The organism is Bartonella alsatica (assembly GCF_013388295.1).
GTDB classification, from domain to species: domain Bacteria; phylum Pseudomonadota; class Alphaproteobacteria; order Rhizobiales; family Rhizobiaceae; genus Bartonella; species Bartonella alsatica.
Map to the genome: position 1 here is coordinate 1 of NZ_CP058235.1, position 16,106 is coordinate 16,106.

Here is a 16,106-nt window from a genome sequence, read left to right on the forward strand (position 1 = left end):
ATGATTCAGCAAGAAAATGACATACAAAAGCGCTTTTTTAATGATAATTTACAAACCGTTGACATCGCAGTCTTTGATGCGATTAGGGGGGAGTTTGAGCGCCAACAACATGAAATTGAGCTGATTGCTTCGGAGAATATTGTTTCAAGAGCGGTTCTTGAGGCACAAGGATCGATTTTAACAAATAAATATGCAGAAGGTTATCCGAGAAAGCGCTATTATGGGGGATGTCAGTTTGTTGATGTCGTTGAGGATTTAGCAATTGAACGAGCAAAACAGCTTTTTGGTGCTGCTTTTGCGAATGTTCAACCTAATTCTGGTAGTCAAATGAATCAGGCTGTGTTTTTAGCTTTACTCCAGCCTGGCGATACATTTATGGGATTAAATTTAAATTCTGGTGGTCATCTTACGCACGGTTCATCTGTCAATATGTCTGGAAAATGGTTTGGTGTTGTTTCCTATGATGTGCGTCAAGAAGATCAGATTCTTGATATGGAGGAAGTTGAACGCCTTGCAAAAGAACATAAGCCTAAGCTTATTATAGCGGGAGGATCATCTTATTCTCGCCTGTGGGATTGGAGACGGTTTCGTGAAATTGCAGATGAAATTGGTGCTTATTTTCTTGTTGATATGTCTCATATTGCTGGTTTAGTTGCTGGCGGGGTTCATCCTTCTCCTGTTCCACATGCACACATTGTAACGACTACAACGCATAAATCGTTGCGTGGTCCTCGAGGTGGTTTGATATTAACAAATGATGAGCTTTTAGCCAAAAAAATTAATTCAGCAATTTTTCCTGGTCTTCAAGGTGGTCCTCTAATGCATGTGATTGCAGCTAAGGCTGTTGCATTTGCGGAGGCTTTGCAGCCTTCTTTTAAGAGTTACAGTGCTAATGTTATTGCCAACGCTAAAATTTTAGCAAAAACATTACAGAGGAATGGTTTTGATATTGTTTCTGGTGGTACAGATAATCATTTATTGTTGGTTGACTTGCGTTCCAAAAATATCACAGGAAAACGTGCTGAATTGGCTTTAGGACGGGCGCATATTACCTGTAATAAAAATGGAATTCCTTTTGACCCTGAAACTCCGTCTATAACATCGGGAATTCGTTTGGGATCACCTGCTGCGACGACACGTGGTTTTACAGAAAAAGAGTTTATTCAAATTGGAGAATTGATTTCAGAAGTTCTTGATGGTCTTAAGCTAGCAAAAAGCGATGAGGATAATAGTCTCGTTGAAATGGCTGTTAAGAAAAAGGTGAAAGATATAACGAATCAATTTCCTCTTTACTCTTATCTTAGCACTTATTAAGGACACAAAAGAGATGCGCTGTCCTTACTGTCAATATGAGGATACACAAGTTAAAGATTCACGTCCTTCAGAGGAGGGAGCAGTTATTCGTCGTCGGCGTGTGTGTTCCGTTTGTGGTGGTCGTTTTACAACTTTTGAACGTGTTCAGTTACGTGAACTCTTGGTGTCTAAAAAAAGTGGTCGATGCGAGCCATTTGATCGAGATAAATTGATGAGGTCAGTTGATATAGCTGTACGTAAACGTAATATTGATCCTGATTATATTGAACGAGCGATTTCTGGTATTGTACGTCAACTTGAGAGTTTGGGAGAACCAGAAATTCCTTCCGAAAAAATTGGGCATCTTGTGATGGAAGCATTGAAAAGAATTGATGATATTGCCTATATCCGTTTTGCTTCTGTCTATCGAGATTTTCGTAATGCAAGCGATTTTCACGATGTTATAGACGAATTATCAAAGGGTATAACGGATATAGAATTTCGTTTTGATGAATAAAAAAGTGCAAGATGAGCGGTTTATGGCTGCAGCTATCCGTTTGGCAGAACGTCACGTCGGTCTTACAGGTGAGAATCCCTCGGTTGGTACGTTAATTGTACAAAATGATAATGGTGCGGGTACATTTATTGTTGGCTATGGTGTAACGGCCATTCATGGAAGGCCTCATGCTGAAGTGCAAGCTTTACGTATGGCGGGTTCCTTAGCACGCGGTGCTACTGCTTATATTACTTTAGAGCCTTGTTCGCATTATGGAAGAACTTCGCCATGTGTAAATGCACTTATTGAGTCAGGTATTTCTCGGGCTGTGATTGCTCTTACTGATTTAGATAAGCGGGTTGATGGTCGTGGTATTGCTCTTTTACGTGCAGCTGGTATTGAGGTTGTTGAGGGAGTTTTAGCTGAAGAAGCCTTTGAAACTTTGTGTACTCATTGGTGTATAAGGAAACTGCAACGTTGTGCTGTTACTCTTAAAATGGCAATTTCGGCTGATAATGGTGTGGGAAAAAAGGGGCAGGGTAGAATAAAAATTAGTGGAATGATTTCTCACACTCATACGCATATTCTACGTGCTCAGAATGATGCTATTCTTGTTGGTATTGGTACTATATTAGCAGATGATCCACAATTGAGTTGTCGTTTGCCAGGGATGGAGATGCGTTCGCCTACACGTATTATTTTAGATGCAGATTTATGTATTCCAGTTGATGCGAAAGTTGTTCAAACGGCAACAAAAATTCCTACATGGGTTATTTGTGATATAAATCTTTCAACGGAAAGAAAAAAAAGTGCATTAGAGCACTATGGTGTGTCTGTGTACTCAGTAGAAATGAACAATGGTTTCATGCCACCTTTTGCTATTTTACAGCTGCTTTATCAACATGGAATCAATAGTGTTTTACTTGAGGGAGGTGTAAAGACAGGTGAAAAGTTTTTAAATGCTGGTTGTGTAGATCATTTGATATGCTTTTATACACCCGTTATTTTAGGAAAAAATCGTATTGAGGCACCTCATTTTGGAAATTATCTTTCGCAGTTTCATGAAGTTGAAACAAGAATGTTTGGAAATGACCGTTTTTATAAATGGAGACGTAAGACATTATGTTCACAGGGATTATAAGTGATATTGGTTGTGTTGAAGATGTTCAATCTTTAAAGCAAGGGTTACGTTTAAAAATTTCTACATGCTATGATATAGATAGTTTAAAAATTGGCACGTCAATTGCATGTTCAGGGATTTGTCTCACAATTGTTGAACGGGGATCAAAACAAGCAAAAAGCAATTGGTTTTCGGTAGAAGCATGGGAAGAAACGTTGCGTTTGACTAATCTTATGCAATGGACAAAAGGAACTTTTGTTAATTTAGAACGATCGCTACGACTGGGTGATGAAGTGGGAGGACATTTGGTTTCTGGTCATATTGATGGTTTAGCTGAGATTATTGATAAGAAGAATGAAGGGGATGCGATTCGTTTTTTTCTACAAGTTCCAAAACAATTTACGCCCTTTATTGTCAATAAAGGTTCTCTTGCACTTAATGGGACATCTTTGACTGTAAATTGTATTGAGGATTGTATTTTTGATGTTCTTATTATTCGCCATACACTTGAAGTAACGACTTGGGGACAAACGAAAATTGGAGATAAGGTCAATTTAGAGATTGATCAGCTTGCTCGTTACGCTGTTAAATTTTCTGGCTTTAAAATAAAAGATGAATAAGCAGAAACTTTATCTATGGTGTTTAGATTTGTTTGCTCTATAAGCTTAATTTTTGTGAGATTCTGTTATGGTAAAAGAAATACGTAAAAAGTCGCATGTATTGATTATCGAAGCTCGTTTTTATAATGGAATTTCTGATGCACTTTTGGCAGGTGCCATAAGTGCCTTGCAAAAAGCTGAAGCAAGCTATGATGTTGTGACAGTTCCGGGAGCATTAGAAATACCAGGTGCAATAGCTTTTTCCGAAAAAGAGAGTAAGTTTTTATATGATGGTTATGTCGCGCTTGGGTGTGTCATTCGAGGTGAAACATATCATTTTGAGATTGTCGCCAATAATTCTTGTCGTGCATTGATGGATTTAACTGTTCATAAACATTTGGCTATTGGAAATGGTATTTTGACTGTTGAAAATGAAGGACAAGCATGGGAGAGAGTAAAAAAGGTTGAAAAAAATAAAGGTAGTTTTGCTGCTGAAGCTGCTTTATGTATGATCGCTCTAAAAAAGAGACTTGGAGATAATCAGTAAATATGTCTGATATGAAAGGGAGAGATTCTCCCCGTTTAGCTAATAAGCGTGGAGCAGCAAGACTCGCTGCAGTTCAAGCACTTTATCAAATGGATATAGTTGGTTCTGGAGTGATGGAAACAGCAGCAGAATATGAGGTTTATCGTCTAGGAAAAGATATTGATGGAGATCAGTATCTTAATGCTGATTTTCAGTGGTTTTTGGCTATTATTACTGGTGTTGTAAAGAATCAAAAACAGCTTGATCCTATGCTCCATCAACAGCTCTCTGCAGAGTGGTCACTTTCCCGTCTTGATTCTATATTACGCGCAATTTTACGTGCAGGTTTATGGGAGTTAATCAATCGCCTAGATGTGCCTGTGGCTGTTGTTATGGATGAATATGTGGATATAGCAAAGGCATTTTTTGAAGGTGATGAACCAAAGCTTGTCAATGCAGTTCTTGACAGCATAGCAAAAAAAGTTCGCACTTAAGAGTAGCGTTACAATCCTGATAATATCAGGATTGTATGCAAGCTGTTATAACTTTAGTTATGGATTGGTAAGTTCGCGGGGCCTTTTATAATTTGAAGTAAAAAAGGTTGCTCTTTTGTTGCGGTTGGTGTTGTTTGCGCAATAAAATCAAACACTTGCCCATCTTTTAAACCATATTTAGCTACTTTAGTAACCTGGTTGTTTTTGTTAAAGTAAATGACCAAAACTTTGCGATCAATAATTTTTGTTTTCATAAATTGCATTCCACGGTAACGCGTTTGTGAGATATAATAAAAGACCTCATTATCATATTTTGTTTTTAGCGAGGGGGTTCCTAATGTGAGAAGAACTTGCTCTTGGCTTGAACCAGGGGAAATAGAATTAAGAGCATTTTTATCAAGAATGTAACCTTCTTGATATATTTGCCTTGTACCTGAGGAATCAAGAATACTACAACTCGCAACCGCTAGCATGCTTGCTATTGATAGACCAATCAATAATTTACACCTGATTAAATCCACTATATGGGGCATTTGAAACAATGATATCTCCCTTTTATACTTAGATACACTAGAAGAAGGCAACCTCAAATTTTTCTCATTTTAGCTTAATTTGCCATAGCTTACATTGAGCTTCCCTGTTATAAAGTGAATTATGCCATACAGAATTTCTTTAGAAAAGAAAAAAATGATTGAAATATATTTTGGCTAAATAAAAGCGCAATACATTACATCTTTTCCTATTCGGGAGTTGCCAATGAATGTTCAAAATGTTTCTCAAATGACATTTGCTTTGGCTTATCCAATATCGGTACGTTCATTACCTTTTAAAGGTATAAGGGTTCATATTTGTGCAAATCAGCAAGAATGTGCTCATTTAGCTAAAAATCATGCTTTAGTTGAAGTAAAATCTTGTGAAGGAAAATTCCATATTTTTTCGTGGAAAAAACGCGGTGTACGTATAAAAGGTCTATTGCGAGCACGTATAATACAGTTATGTGTTGTTACATTAGAACCATTAGAAAGTGTTCTTCATGAAAATATTGAGGTTGTTTTTGTCCCTGAAGACTCAAATTTGATCAAACCAAAAATATCGGAGAATACGGGAGAATTGTTTATAGATATGGAGGGGCTAGATACACCAGAAGTGTTCTATGGTGATAAAATTGATATTGGTGCAGTCATGGAAGAATTTTTTGAGTTATCTATTAATCATTATCCACGCAAAGAAGGAGTAAAGATGGATGTGATTGAAAATTTAGAAAAAGCTGAACCAAAATTATCGCCATTTTCCATTTTGAGAAGTTGGAAACAGTTGTAGGAACATTATTTTCTGCGGAATTATTTTCGTGCGATATGTTTTTTTGTTGTTCTAATAGCAAAAAGTTGTAATAGGCGTTTAAAAGCGTGAATGAAAAGATATGGGATATGCAGGCGTGATTAGAATTTCTGTGGATGTCATGGGCGGTGATTATGGTCCAGAAGCAATTATTGCAGGAGCAGCAATTGTACAAAAATATTTGCCAAATATTTATTTTCTGTTTTATGGGGTTGAAGAAGTTGTTAAGCCTGTTTTAAAAAAATACCCTTGTTTGGCTTCTGTGTCGCGCTTTTATTCCACAGAAAGCTATACGCGTATGGATGAGAAGCCAAGTCAAGCACTTCGCAACGGACGCGGTAAATCGTCAATGTGGTATGCAATTGAAGCGGTAAAAAATGGTGAAGCTGATGCTTGCATTTCTGCGGGTAATACGGGTGCACTCATGGCAATGTCTTATTTTTGTTTAAAGATGATGGCAGAAGCTGAGCGTCCTGGGATTGCCGGTATTTGGCCAACACTTCGCAGTGAGAGTATTGTTTTGGATATTGGAGCAACGATTGGTGCATCTGCTAGCCAGTTGGTTGATTTGGCGGTTATGGGAGCAGGTATGTTTCGTGCTTTATATCACACTGAAAAACCAACTGTTGGGCTTTTAAATGTGGGTGTTGAAGAAGTTAAAGGTCTTTATGAAATTAAAAAGGCTGGAATGATATTGCGGAAAGTGCAATTAGAAGGGTTAGAGTATAAGGGATTTGTTGAAGGAAATGACATTGGAAAAGGAACTGTAGATGTTGTTGTAACGGAAGGTTTTTCTGGTAATATTGCTTTAAAGACTGCGGAGGGAACTGCGCGGCAGATAGCAGAGATTTTAAACTCTGCTATGCGAAGTTCTTTTTTAACATCTCTTGGTTATTTTTTATCACGAAGTGCTTTTCGTACCCTAAAACACAAAATGGATCCCGATAGAGTCAATGGTGGGGTGCTTTTAGGTTTGAATGGAGTTGTCATAAAAAGTCATGGTAGTGCTAATGCTAACGGTTTTGCTTCTGCTATCCGCGTTGGTTATGAGATGGTTAATAATGGACTATTAAAAAAAATAACCGATGATTTACGATGGTTTCATGAAAATAAAGAAACACTTTTTGATCAAGAAAATGAAGCAACAATGGGTGGGGGAATATTATGATAAGCTTTTGTAATATAAGTAGAAGATATGAGGAAAAGGTTAAGGACGAATGATTCGATCCATTATGTGTGGTGTAGGGAGTGCCTTGCCCAAAAAAGGCTTATCGAATGATGAGATTGCGAAATTTGTTGAAACGTCAGATTCATGGATTGTTCAGCGTACAGGAATACGGCGACGCTATATAGCCAACGACAATGAAACAACTGTTTCTTTAGGAGTTGAAGCCGCGCAAGCAGCACTTATAAATGCCGGTTTAACAATAAAGGATATTGATTGTATTATTTTAGCAACCTCAACTCCGAATCGTACCTTTCCTGCCTCTGCTGTTGAAATTCAACGTGCTTTGGGAATGAACCATGGATTCGCTTTTGATATTCAAGCTGTTTGCTCCGGTTTTATTTTTGCTTTAACAACAGGAGATGCTTATTTACGTTGCGGTGCTGCTAAGAGAATTTTAGTTATCGGCTCTGACACATTTTCTCGCATTTTAGATTGGAAAGATCGTACGACATGTGTTTTATTTGGTGATGGTGCAGGTGCTGCTATTTTGGAAGCACAAAAAAGTGAGGGGGAAGTTGCTTTTGATCGTGGTATATTGTCCACGAAATTACGCTCTGATGGCGCGTATATAAATAAGCTATATGTTGATGGTGGTCCTTCAACAACGCAAACAACGGGTTATTTGCGCATGGAAGGGCGGGAAGTTTTTAAGTATGCGGTTGGGATGATAACGGATGTGGTTGATGATTGTTTTTCGGCTGCGGGTGTAGATTCTTCACAATTAGATTGGTTTGTACCTCATCAAGCTAATAAGCGTATTATTGAAGCATCAGCAAAAAAATTGGGAATTGCCATAAATAAAGTTGTGATTACTATTGATCAACACGGTAATACCTCTGCAGCATCAGTGCCATTGGCTTTAACAGCAGCTATCTGTGATGGAAGAATTAAAAAAGGAGATCTCATCATGTTAGAAGCTATGGGAGGCGGGTTTACATGGGGGGCAATTCTTATTCGTTGGTAGATTATAGTCGCTTGACCATATTTGAATAAAACGTATAAGACACTTTGTAATTTTTAATATTTGAATAGGTGGGTATAATGACAAGTAAGACAGTAACGCGTGCAGATTTAGCGAGCGTAGTTTGTAGAAGAGTGGGCTTGTCACACACTGAATCAGCGGCTTTGGTTGAATTGGTTCTGGAAGAGATTTGTAATTCATTGGTGAGAGGTGAAGCAGTTAAATTATCTTCTTTTGCTACTTTTCAAGTTCGCAATAAGAATGAACGTGTTGGACGCAATCCGAAAACTGGTATTGAAGCGCCTATTCCACCGCGACGTGTAGTGACATTTAAGGCTGCAAATATACTTAAACAAAGAATTCTAGATTCGCATCGCACAAGACAGAAAATGACTTCGCATGAATAAGTGCTGTTACAATGTTTGGTATTTGTTAAAAGAGATTGTATAAGATCTAGTTTTATATGTTTATTAAGAAAAAGGCTTTTTAGTTGAAATGTAGATAAGTCTAGACCTATTTTTGTCCAATCTTGTTGAGAAAATAGGAATCAGTGAATCTTTGTTGAATCATTCGTAGTGTTTTTTAGATAAGGTGTTGCAAAATGGATAAGAGCTCTGATGCTTTTCGCACAATTAGCGAAGTAGCTGAGTTATTGGAGCTTCCGCAGCATGTTTTGAGATTTTGGGAAACGCGTTTTAAGCAGATTAAACCAATGAAACGTGGAGGAGGGAGGCGCTATTATCGTCCAGCTGATGTTGATTTGCTTAATGGTATTAAGCAGTTACTGTATGATCAAGGTTATACTATAAAAGGTGTACAGCGTCTTTTGAAGGAGAATGGTGTTGCTTTTGTTGCTGCATTTGGTAATGGCAGTCTTGATGCTATGAATATTGTAATGGAAAAAAAACATTTGAAACAAGCTTCTGAACTTAGCAACAATAAGCCTAAAAAATCTTCTTTTGGACTTTTGAGTTTTATGAGGAACGAGGGTGAAGCATCTGTCGGTTCTGTTAATGCTTACAAAGATAAAACTGATAAAGCATTATTGCAAGAAACATTGTTTGAATTAATTGAATGTAAACGTGTACTTGATAGAGCACGATAACGATGCTTCTTCCCGCTTTATAGTTTTTTCATCTTTTAGCTTACTCTAGGCGTTTATTAAATGACGTAAATCTGGTGGAGTTGCTTCATCCGTGAGTTGCTTAATCGCTTCTTCTATGGACAAGAAGGTTTGTTCTGTGCTTCTTAAACGACGCATGTTTACGCTATTTGTTTCCGATTCACGTTTACCGCATACCAAAATTACAGGCACTTTTTGTAAAGAATGTTCACGTATTTTATAGTTAATTTTTTCATTACGGAGATCTGATGTCGCGGAAAGTCCAACAGCTTTAAGTCTCGCGGTTATTTTTTTTGCGTATTCATTTGCTTCTGATGTAATCGTTGCCACAATAATTTGTTCAGGTGCAAGCCAAAGGGGTATATGTCCAGCAAAATTTTCGATTAATATACCAAGAAAGCGCTCCATTGATCCAAAAATGGCCCGATGAATCATGACAGGTTGACATTTTTCTGAATCTTTACCGATATAAAACGCTCCAAAACGTTCAGGGAGATTGAAATCTATTTGTATTGTTCCACATTGCCATTCACGACCGATAGCATCTTTCAATGTATATTCAAATTTTGGACCATAAAATGCGCCTTCGCCTGGTAGAATACTTGTTTTGATTTGTCCTGCAAATTTTGTCTCAATAGTTTTGAGAACGGACTTCATGATACTTTCCGCATGATCCCATAATGCGTCAGATCCAACTCGTTTTTCTGGACGTGTTGAAAGCTTAAGGATAATTTCTTTAAAACCAAAATCAGCATAGGTTGATAAGATTAAATCATTAATACTGAGACATTCGTCCGCTAATTGTTCCTCTGTACAAAAAATATGCGCATCATCTTGTGTAAAGCTACGTACACGCATAAGACCATGTAAAGAGCCTGAAGGCTCATAACGATGAACAAGACCAAATTCAGCGAGTCTAATAGGCAAATCTCGATAAGATTTTAAACCATGTTTAAAAATCTGTACATGACCAGGACAATTCATTGGTTTAAGAGCGAAAATGTTTTCATTATTCAAATCCTCAGCTGCTGGAATTGCTTTGAACATATTTTCTTTATACCATTCCCAATGGCCAGATATTTCCCAAAGTGATTTATTGAGAACTTGTGGTGCATTAACCTCAGCATATTGATAATCATCAAGACGTCTGCGCATATAGTTGATCAAATTTTGGAACATTCTCCAGCCTTTTTTATGCCAAAAAATCATTCCCGGTCCTTCTTCTTGGAAATGAAATAAATCCATTTCACGTCCCAAGCGGCGATGATCACGTTTTTCAGCTTCTTCTAGCATGTGTAGGTAGGATTTTAAATCATTTTCGTTCGCAAACGCCGTGCCATAAATTCTCGTTAGCATTGGCTTATTGGCATCACCACGCCAATAAGCTCCCGCGACTTTCATCAATTTGAAGGCATTTCCAATTTGTCCAGTAGATTGCATATGTGGTCCACGGCAAAGATCAAACCAATCACCTTGATAATAGATTTTTAAATCTTGATTTTCAGGGATGCTATCGATAAGCTCAACCTTATAAAATTCACCTTTTTCAGAAAAAATTTTTCTTGCTTTTTCACGAGACCAAATCTCTTTTTTGAAAGCTTTATTGCGCTGAATAATTTCACGCATTTTCTTTTCAATGATGGAGAGATCATCTAATGTAAAAGGTTGTTGACGTGCAAAATCATAATAAAAACCATTTTCAATAACAGGGCCAATTGTCACTTGCGTTTCAGGAAAAAGTTCCTGTACTGCTTCAGCTAAGACATGTGCACAATCATGGCGTATGAGTTCAAGAGCACGTGGATCTTCTCGAGTAATAATTTCTATTTGACCAGATTGTCCTAATGGATCTGATAAATCTCGAGTGATTCCGTTAAGGTTATAGGCCACTGCTTTTTTTAAAAGTGATTTAGAAATAGATTCTGCTAATTCTAAACCAGTCATTTCGGTGGGGTAGTCACGTTTTGAACCATCAGGAAAAGAAAGAGAAACAGAGCAAGACATAAAATACCCCTTTAATCCAATTCCACCAGAGATGGTGGATGGTTTTATAAAAGTTTAATAACCATTAATTAAAGTTTATAGATTATTTTTTTATCAATACGCATGAAAAAAGAAAAGAATTATTTGGTGTGTTTTTTATAAATTTTCCAGTAACGCCAAGGTTTGTAAAAACAATAAGAGTTTCCGAGAAAAGTAGGGACTGGATCAAATCCATATGTTCCAAATGGACCACAACGTATGATACGGAAAAGCCCCAACCACGAACCAACCCACAGCCCATGGCGTGCAATTGCTTCATAAGTATATTCTGAACAAGTTGGTACGTGACGACACTGATTTCCTATAAAACTAGAAAGTGTTATTTGATAGAAACGTATTAAGAAAATGCCAAGTAATCGCCCAGGCGTTTTTCGCCAAGGACCCATATAATTTCGAGTTTGTTTCTTTTTTTTGAGAGGCTGTGGTTTGAGCATTTAATTTTTCTTTATTTTCTCAATACAATCTACGATTGCATCAAATGGAAGCATTGTGGAAGCATGACGTGTTTTGTAGTCTTTAATGGGCTGTAAGCAAGAAAATGCCTCAAAGGGAGCTTGAGGAGGTGGACCATCCTTTGTTAACATATCATAGACAATTTTATGTAATATTTTAATATTTTGTGTTGTTTGTCCGATGATATGAGATGCTAAAAGTGAAGCTGAGGCCTGCCCTAATACACATGCATGCACTTCGTGAGCGAAATCTGTAATGATGTCATTTTTTACTTTTAGATCTACAGTGACTATCGAACCACAAAGATGTGCACGTTTTTTTGACGTTGCATCTGGATTATGAAGCTGCCCAATTCTACTTATATGTGCTGCATATTTGAGTATTTTATCACTATAGATATTGTCCATTATGCGCTATTGCCTAAAATTTCGACAGTCGTAATTGTTTAAGCTTTTAATTCGCTTAAATAGAGATTATACAAAATAAAATAGATCAATAGCAAATGCTTTATGGGGTAAGCTTGGAGTTTCTAAATGCATAATGTTGTTAAAGGAGGTACGATAGATCCATTTTTACCTGGTGAAAAGCACCCAAGCTTAGAAGAGGTGAAAGAAGCGATTCGTACATTGCTTTTATGGGTAGGAGAAAATCCAAATCGAGAAGGGCTTTTAGACACCCCAGAACGTGTAGCTAAAGCATATCGCGAGCTTTTTATTGGTTACAGTAAATCGATTGAAGAGACCTTGGATACGGTTTTTGAAGAAGTTTCAGGATACAATGAAGCGATAATCGTAAAAAATATCCCTTTTTATTCACATTGTGAGCATCATATGATTCCAATTGTTGGAAAAGCCTATATTGGGTATTTTCCTGATATAAAGATTGTCGGACTTTCAAAAATTGCACGTGTTGTAGACATTTTTTCTCGTCGTTTACAGACTCAAGAAGCTATGACAGCTCAAATAGCTGATGCTTTGGAAGTATATCTGAAGCCTCGTGGTGTTGCGGTTTTGGTTGAGGCTGAGCACATGTGCATGGCTATGAGGGGGATCCAAAAGCAGGGGACTACAACGATTACGACATGTTTTCATGGTTGTTATAAAAAAGACCAAGCTGTACAGACTAACTTTATGATGATGGTTCAAGGATCGTAGTAAGACCTGTATTCTAGTACTTTATATTGGGTTATAAGTTATTCAAGTAAAATAAATCATGGGAACGCGAAAATAGGCTTGTACCTTACTTTGTGATTTGTTAAAGCCAAAAAGCTGATGTGTTTGTTCACTACGTGCGGTCGTGGCGGAATTGGTAGACGCGCAGCGTTGAGGTCGCTGTGGGGCAACCCGTGGAAGTTCGACTCTTCTCGACCGCACCATTAAGGTTCTTTGTAGCAACTATGAGTCGCTTTATATTTAAGGGGGAGTCTATTTTATGCATTACAACGAGAGAATTTTGTGTATTATCTGTAGTGTGTTCTTATTTTAGATCGGTGGAGGTTTTATTTTTTCCTGTAAATTTAAAGTGTTAAATCTTTTTAAGAAGGCTCAGTGGGTGGTAGAGTGAGAGGCGCGGTATTTTTAAAGTATTTAGCATTCTTTATTTGCATATCTCTATTGACAGCATGTAGCGAATCGCGTGCTGTACTTTGGCATGGGATACATGCAACACCATCTATGATTGAAGTACAAAAGGAAGTTGAAGAGAGGCAGATTCTTCCAAAAGCTATTGTTCCAGTGTATGTTGCAACAAGTCGTATGATGCAAAAAAACTATTCTCAACCTTATGGAGCAGAGCGATCAAATAAAGTACACTATAATCGCATCGATGTGGGAATACCTCAAAAACATGTGAAGGGTATTGTTGAAATAAATGCTTATAAACCTACTCACGATAAGTATTTTGCAGCAGTGGCATTACAAAAATACGATAACAAAGAACAGTTTAAGCAGCAATTAAATGCTGCTTTAGAAAAAAAAGCAAAAGGAAAAAGGGAGATTTTTCTTTTTATTCATGGCTATAACAACAATTTTGCAGATGGTACATTTCGTACAGCTCAGTTTACATATGATTATTCTTTAAATGTTGTTTCTGTACATTATTCGTGGCCTTCTGCTGGATCAGTACCCCTTTACATTTATGATCGTGATAGCGCCAATTTCGCGCGCGATGGATTGGTAGAGCTTTTAACACTTCTTAGCGAAACGAATGCTGATCAAATTTCTGTTATTGCCCATTCTATGGGCAATTTCGTCATAATGGAAGCATTTAGAACTTTAGCATTACAGGGAAAATATAAACCTATTCGTCGTATTACAAGTCTTTTAATGGCCGCGCCGGACATTGATGTTGATGTATTTGAACGTCAACTTAATGATATTAAGAAATTGCCTCAACCAACCGCCATTTTGGTATCTCGTGCAGATAAAGCTCTTGCTGTTGTGGGGCGTCTTACGGGTGGGCATCATCGTGTGGGGGATGGTGCAGATATTGAAATGTTGCGTAAAAATGGAATAACTGTTTTCGATTTTTCTTATGTTGATGGTGGAGCACATAATGTTTTCGCGTCTTCGCCAACGTTGATGGCGCTTTCTCGAGAAGGTTCTTTGGCTTCAACAATTATGCAGGGTACGGAATTATCACCTAGCCAGGCGCTTCTTGCTGATAGTAGCAGTGTGTTGGAGAAAACAACACATCTTATTCTTTATGCACCTGTGCGTTTGTTATCTCCGCTAGCTCCCCATTTAAATGTGAAATGAATGAGGAATCACTAAATATAAATGAATTGTGAACAACATTTTTAGCACTTTCTTTAGAATGGCTTTGTAAAATAAAAAATGAATAGTGGAATGAATGTAAAAAACAGTCATTAGGTGAGTTCATAATGGTTGCACGAAGGCGCTTTACCAATACGCTTACATTAGTTGATTATTTATCTCATTCCGCAGTTAAATTATTAGGTATTCATGCTATACTTTTGAAGGCGAGAGAAGATAATATGGGGGAAAAACCAAGTTTATTGCGTCAAATTGATTCTACAAAAAAACAGCTGGATGAGATAAGCCATGCTCTTATTTTAGAATATCGTAAACGTCAAGAAAATGAGCGCTTTTTAAAACAAATGTTACTATCAATTTCCGATCAACTTTTTTCACTTAATAGTGGTTTTAAGGAATCCGGACGTCTTTTTTTTCAAGAAATTAGAATATTGCAATCTCAGTTGCAATGTTTTTATGAGAGGAAGGAAAAGCAGCATTTATTGGATAGCCAAGAATCTCTTTATTCTCCATCAAAAATTGATGAAGTCATTAAGCAGTTACAAAAAGCACGAGAAAAGCTTATTGTTGAAAGCCCGCATCTTTTTGAAAAAGAATGTTAAAGCTTAGATTTTTGAAAAAAATACGTTAATAAAAATATTTCCAATTTTATCTCAAATAGTACAATAACAAAGATTATAATTTCTTCAAAAAAGGGGCTAAAATTTTCGTAAGATTTTTACGATAAAATTCTCCGATTGCTTTAGTCATAAAATTATTGACTCTTTTGCTAAAACTTTGAATAGTTTTTATAAACGGACCTTAGAAAAATTTGGCAAAAAAATGCGCTTTATAAGAGTCTATTGAAAAATCTTATTCCCTCATTTTTATTTAGGTATCCTTCATGTTTAAAATGCTAATCAAAGTAATAGGTTTTGCGCAATAAAAAATAAAATTGTACCTCTAGAGAAAGTAAAATAATGACAGATAATTTTCCTATTGATATTTTCCAATGTATTCTGTCACGTAAGTCGATTCGCGCTTTTACTAATCAATCAGTTTCACAGGAAACAATTAAGGAAATTTTAAAATTTGCAGCCCGTGCACCTTCTGGAACTAATCTCCAGCCATGGCAAGTCATTGTTCTTACAGGGGATGTATTGCAGAAGCTAGGAGAAGAGCTTTCACAGCTTGCACTTTCAGGTGTGAAAGGAGAGCGTGAATATCATTATTATCCACGTCAATGGCGTGAGCCTTATCTTTCAAGGCGCCGAAAGATTGGTATGGATCTTTATAATAGCCTTGGAATTCAAAAGGGTGAACAGGAAAAAATCCTTCACCAGAAAGCGCGTAATTTTTCATTTTTTGGTGCACCTGTGGGATTTTTGTTTACAATGGACAACGACATGGAAATGGGAAGCTGGCTTGATTTGGGTATGTTTATGCAAACCATTATGTTAGCAGCACGTGGATTTGGATTAGATACGTGTCCCCAAGCTGCTTTTGCTGATTATCATAAACAAATTCGTACACTTTTATCTGTGCCTTCTAATCAGAATATTATCTGTGGTATGGCACTTGGCTATCGTGATATGAATGCTCCAGAAAATAATTTTGAGACTGAACGAGAACCAATCGAGAATTTTGTACGCTTTATTTAATATATCCATAGAAATATT

General features: G+C 37.1%; 19 protein-coding genes and 1 tRNA gene. 16 read left to right on the plus strand and 4 right to left on the minus strand.

The genetic code is table 11. The features are described from left to right. From glyA to nusB, 6 genes are all read left to right on the plus strand, one after another. The gene (gene glyA, locus HWV54_RS00005; RefSeq protein WP_005865431.1) at positions 1–1,314 is read left to right on the plus strand and encodes a serine hydroxymethyltransferase; all 1,314 of its coding nucleotides are present in this window, start codon (positions 1–3) and stop codon (positions 1,312–1,314) included. A 13-nt stretch (positions 1,315–1,327) separates the two neighbouring features. Further along, on the plus strand, positions 1,328–1,810 hold the full coding sequence (nrdR, locus tag HWV54_RS00010; RefSeq protein WP_005865430.1) for a transcriptional regulator NrdR: 483 nt from the start codon (positions 1,328–1,330) through the stop codon (positions 1,808–1,810). Beyond that, a complete protein-coding gene (gene ribD / locus HWV54_RS00015; RefSeq protein WP_040296381.1) occupies positions 1,803–2,930 on the plus strand; it encodes a bifunctional diaminohydroxyphosphoribosylaminopyrimidine deaminase/5-amino-6-(5-phosphoribosylamino)uracil reductase RibD in 1,128 nt (375 codons plus the stop codon). The genes nrdR and ribD overlap by 8 nt, the downstream gene beginning before the upstream one ends. After that, positions 2,912–3,529 (plus strand): riboflavin synthase, encoded by a 618-nt coding sequence (locus HWV54_RS00020; RefSeq protein WP_005865428.1) that lies wholly within the window; start codon positions 2,912–2,914, stop codon positions 3,527–3,529. The genes ribD and HWV54_RS00020 overlap by 19 nt, the downstream gene beginning before the upstream one ends. A gap of 67 nt (positions 3,530–3,596) precedes the next feature. Then, positions 3,597–4,055, plus strand: coding sequence for a 6,7-dimethyl-8-ribityllumazine synthase (locus HWV54_RS00025; RefSeq protein WP_005865427.1), 459 nt, complete (start codon positions 3,597–3,599; stop codon positions 4,053–4,055). Positions 4,056–4,057: 2 nt separating this feature from the next. Continuing rightward, the gene (gene nusB, locus HWV54_RS00030; RefSeq protein ID WP_005865426.1) at positions 4,058–4,528 is read left to right on the plus strand and encodes a transcription antitermination factor NusB; all 471 of its coding nucleotides are present in this window, start codon (positions 4,058–4,060) and stop codon (positions 4,526–4,528) included. 53 nt (positions 4,529–4,581) lie between these two features. Here the strand turns inward: nusB and HWV54_RS00035 are convergent, their stop codons facing one another. After that, entirely contained in the window at positions 4,582–5,061 is a 480-nt protein-coding gene (locus HWV54_RS00035) for an outer membrane protein assembly factor BamE (protein WP_005865425.1), read from the minus strand. 223 nt (positions 5,062–5,284) lie between these two features. Here HWV54_RS00035 and HWV54_RS00040 point away from each other — a divergent pair, with 223 nt between their 5' ends. From HWV54_RS00040 to HWV54_RS00060, 5 genes are all read left to right on the plus strand, one after another. After that, on the plus strand, positions 5,285–5,848 hold the full coding sequence (locus HWV54_RS00040) for a YceD family protein (RefSeq protein WP_005865424.1): 564 nt from the start codon (positions 5,285–5,287) through the stop codon (positions 5,846–5,848). Positions 5,849–5,963: 115 nt separating this feature from the next. Next, on the plus strand, positions 5,964–7,034 hold the full coding sequence (plsX, locus tag HWV54_RS00045; protein WP_005865423.1) for a phosphate acyltransferase PlsX: 1,071 nt from the start codon (positions 5,964–5,966) through the stop codon (positions 7,032–7,034). 49 nt (positions 7,035–7,083) lie between these two features. Further along, entirely contained in the window at positions 7,084–8,058 is a 975-nt protein-coding gene (locus HWV54_RS00050; protein WP_005865422.1) for a beta-ketoacyl-ACP synthase III, read from the plus strand. 77 nt (positions 8,059–8,135) lie between these two features. After that, a complete protein-coding gene (locus HWV54_RS00055; protein WP_005865420.1) occupies positions 8,136–8,462 on the plus strand; it encodes an integration host factor subunit alpha in 327 nt (108 codons plus the stop codon). Between the two features lie 194 nt (positions 8,463–8,656). Further along, entirely contained in the window at positions 8,657–9,160 is a 504-nt protein-coding gene (locus HWV54_RS00060; RefSeq protein ID WP_005865419.1) for a MerR family transcriptional regulator, read from the plus strand. A 45-nt stretch (positions 9,161–9,205) separates the two neighbouring features. Here the strand turns inward: HWV54_RS00060 and thrS are convergent, their stop codons facing one another. From thrS to HWV54_RS00075, 3 genes are all read right to left on the minus strand, one after another. Beyond that, positions 9,206–11,182 carry a threonine--tRNA ligase gene (gene thrS, locus HWV54_RS00065; RefSeq protein WP_005865417.1) on the minus strand — a complete coding sequence of 659 codons (1,977 nt, stop codon included), beginning with the start codon at positions 11,180–11,182 and terminating at the stop codon, positions 9,206–9,208. Between the two features lie 119 nt (positions 11,183–11,301). Beyond that, positions 11,302–11,655: a membrane protein insertion efficiency factor YidD gene (gene yidD / locus HWV54_RS00070; protein ID WP_005865415.1), complete on the minus strand. Its 354-nt coding sequence runs from the start codon at positions 11,653–11,655 to the stop codon at positions 11,302–11,304. Continuing rightward, the gene (locus tag HWV54_RS00075; RefSeq protein ID WP_040296380.1) at positions 11,656–12,084 is read right to left on the minus strand and encodes an iron-sulfur cluster assembly scaffold protein; all 429 of its coding nucleotides are present in this window, start codon (positions 12,082–12,084) and stop codon (positions 11,656–11,658) included. Positions 12,085–12,207: 123 nt separating this feature from the next. Between HWV54_RS00075 and folE the strand changes: the two genes are divergently transcribed. The 5 genes from folE (at position 12,208) to HWV54_RS00100 (ending at position 16,088) form a co-directional block, all read left to right on the plus strand. Further along, on the plus strand, positions 12,208–12,828 hold the full coding sequence (folE, locus tag HWV54_RS00080; RefSeq protein ID WP_005865411.1) for a GTP cyclohydrolase I FolE: 621 nt from the start codon (positions 12,208–12,210) through the stop codon (positions 12,826–12,828). Positions 12,829–12,964: 136 nt separating this feature from the next. Further along, positions 12,965–13,049 (plus strand) — tRNA-Leu (locus HWV54_RS00085). A 184-nt stretch (positions 13,050–13,233) separates the two neighbouring features. After that, the gene (locus HWV54_RS00090) at positions 13,234–14,430 is read left to right on the plus strand and encodes an alpha/beta hydrolase (protein WP_040296448.1); all 1,197 of its coding nucleotides are present in this window, start codon (positions 13,234–13,236) and stop codon (positions 14,428–14,430) included. Positions 14,431–14,555: 125 nt separating this feature from the next. Next, on the plus strand, positions 14,556–15,050 hold the full coding sequence (locus HWV54_RS00095; RefSeq protein ID WP_005865406.1) for a hypothetical protein: 495 nt from the start codon (positions 14,556–14,558) through the stop codon (positions 15,048–15,050). 357 nt (positions 15,051–15,407) lie between these two features. Then, on the plus strand, positions 15,408–16,088 hold the full coding sequence (locus HWV54_RS00100; RefSeq protein ID WP_005865404.1) for a nitroreductase: 681 nt from the start codon (positions 15,408–15,410) through the stop codon (positions 16,086–16,088). Positions 16,089–16,106: the final 18 nt, after the last annotated feature.

Bases quoted from the DNA above. Each gene is read 5' to 3' on its own strand.
- glyA (WP_005865431.1), top strand. From the start codon at position 1: ATGATTCAGCAAGAAAATGACATACAAAAGCGCTTTTTTAATGATAAT.
- nrdR (WP_005865430.1), top strand. From the start codon at position 1,328: ATGCGCTGTCCTTACTGTCAATATGAGGATACACAAGTTAAAGATTCA.
- ribD (WP_040296381.1), top strand. From the start codon at position 1,803: ATGAATAAAAAAGTGCAAGATGAGCGGTTTATGGCTGCAGCTATCCGT.
- HWV54_RS00020 (WP_005865428.1), top strand. From the start codon at position 2,912: ATGTTCACAGGGATTATAAGTGATATTGGTTGTGTTGAAGATGTTCAA.
- HWV54_RS00025 (WP_005865427.1), top strand. From the start codon at position 3,597: ATGGTAAAAGAAATACGTAAAAAGTCGCATGTATTGATTATCGAAGCT.
- nusB (WP_005865426.1), top strand. From the start codon at position 4,058: ATGTCTGATATGAAAGGGAGAGATTCTCCCCGTTTAGCTAATAAGCGT.
- HWV54_RS00035 (WP_005865425.1), bottom strand. From the start codon at position 5,061: ATGCCCCATATAGTGGATTTAATCAGGTGTAAATTATTGATTGGTCTA.
- HWV54_RS00040 (WP_005865424.1), top strand. From the start codon at position 5,285: ATGAATGTTCAAAATGTTTCTCAAATGACATTTGCTTTGGCTTATCCA.
- HWV54_RS00050 (WP_005865422.1), top strand. From the start codon at position 7,084: ATGATTCGATCCATTATGTGTGGTGTAGGGAGTGCCTTGCCCAAAAAA.
- HWV54_RS00055 (WP_005865420.1), top strand. From the start codon at position 8,136: ATGACAAGTAAGACAGTAACGCGTGCAGATTTAGCGAGCGTAGTTTGT.
- HWV54_RS00060 (WP_005865419.1), top strand. From the start codon at position 8,657: ATGGATAAGAGCTCTGATGCTTTTCGCACAATTAGCGAAGTAGCTGAG.
- thrS (WP_005865417.1), bottom strand. From the start codon at position 11,182: ATGTCTTGCTCTGTTTCTCTTTCTTTTCCTGATGGTTCAAAACGTGAC.
- yidD (WP_005865415.1), bottom strand. From the start codon at position 11,655: ATGCTCAAACCACAGCCTCTCAAAAAAAAGAAACAAACTCGAAATTAT.
- folE (WP_005865411.1), top strand. From the start codon at position 12,208: ATGCATAATGTTGTTAAAGGAGGTACGATAGATCCATTTTTACCTGGT.
- HWV54_RS00095 (WP_005865406.1), top strand. From the start codon at position 14,556: ATGGTTGCACGAAGGCGCTTTACCAATACGCTTACATTAGTTGATTAT.
- HWV54_RS00100 (WP_005865404.1), top strand. From the start codon at position 15,408: ATGACAGATAATTTTCCTATTGATATTTTCCAATGTATTCTGTCACGT.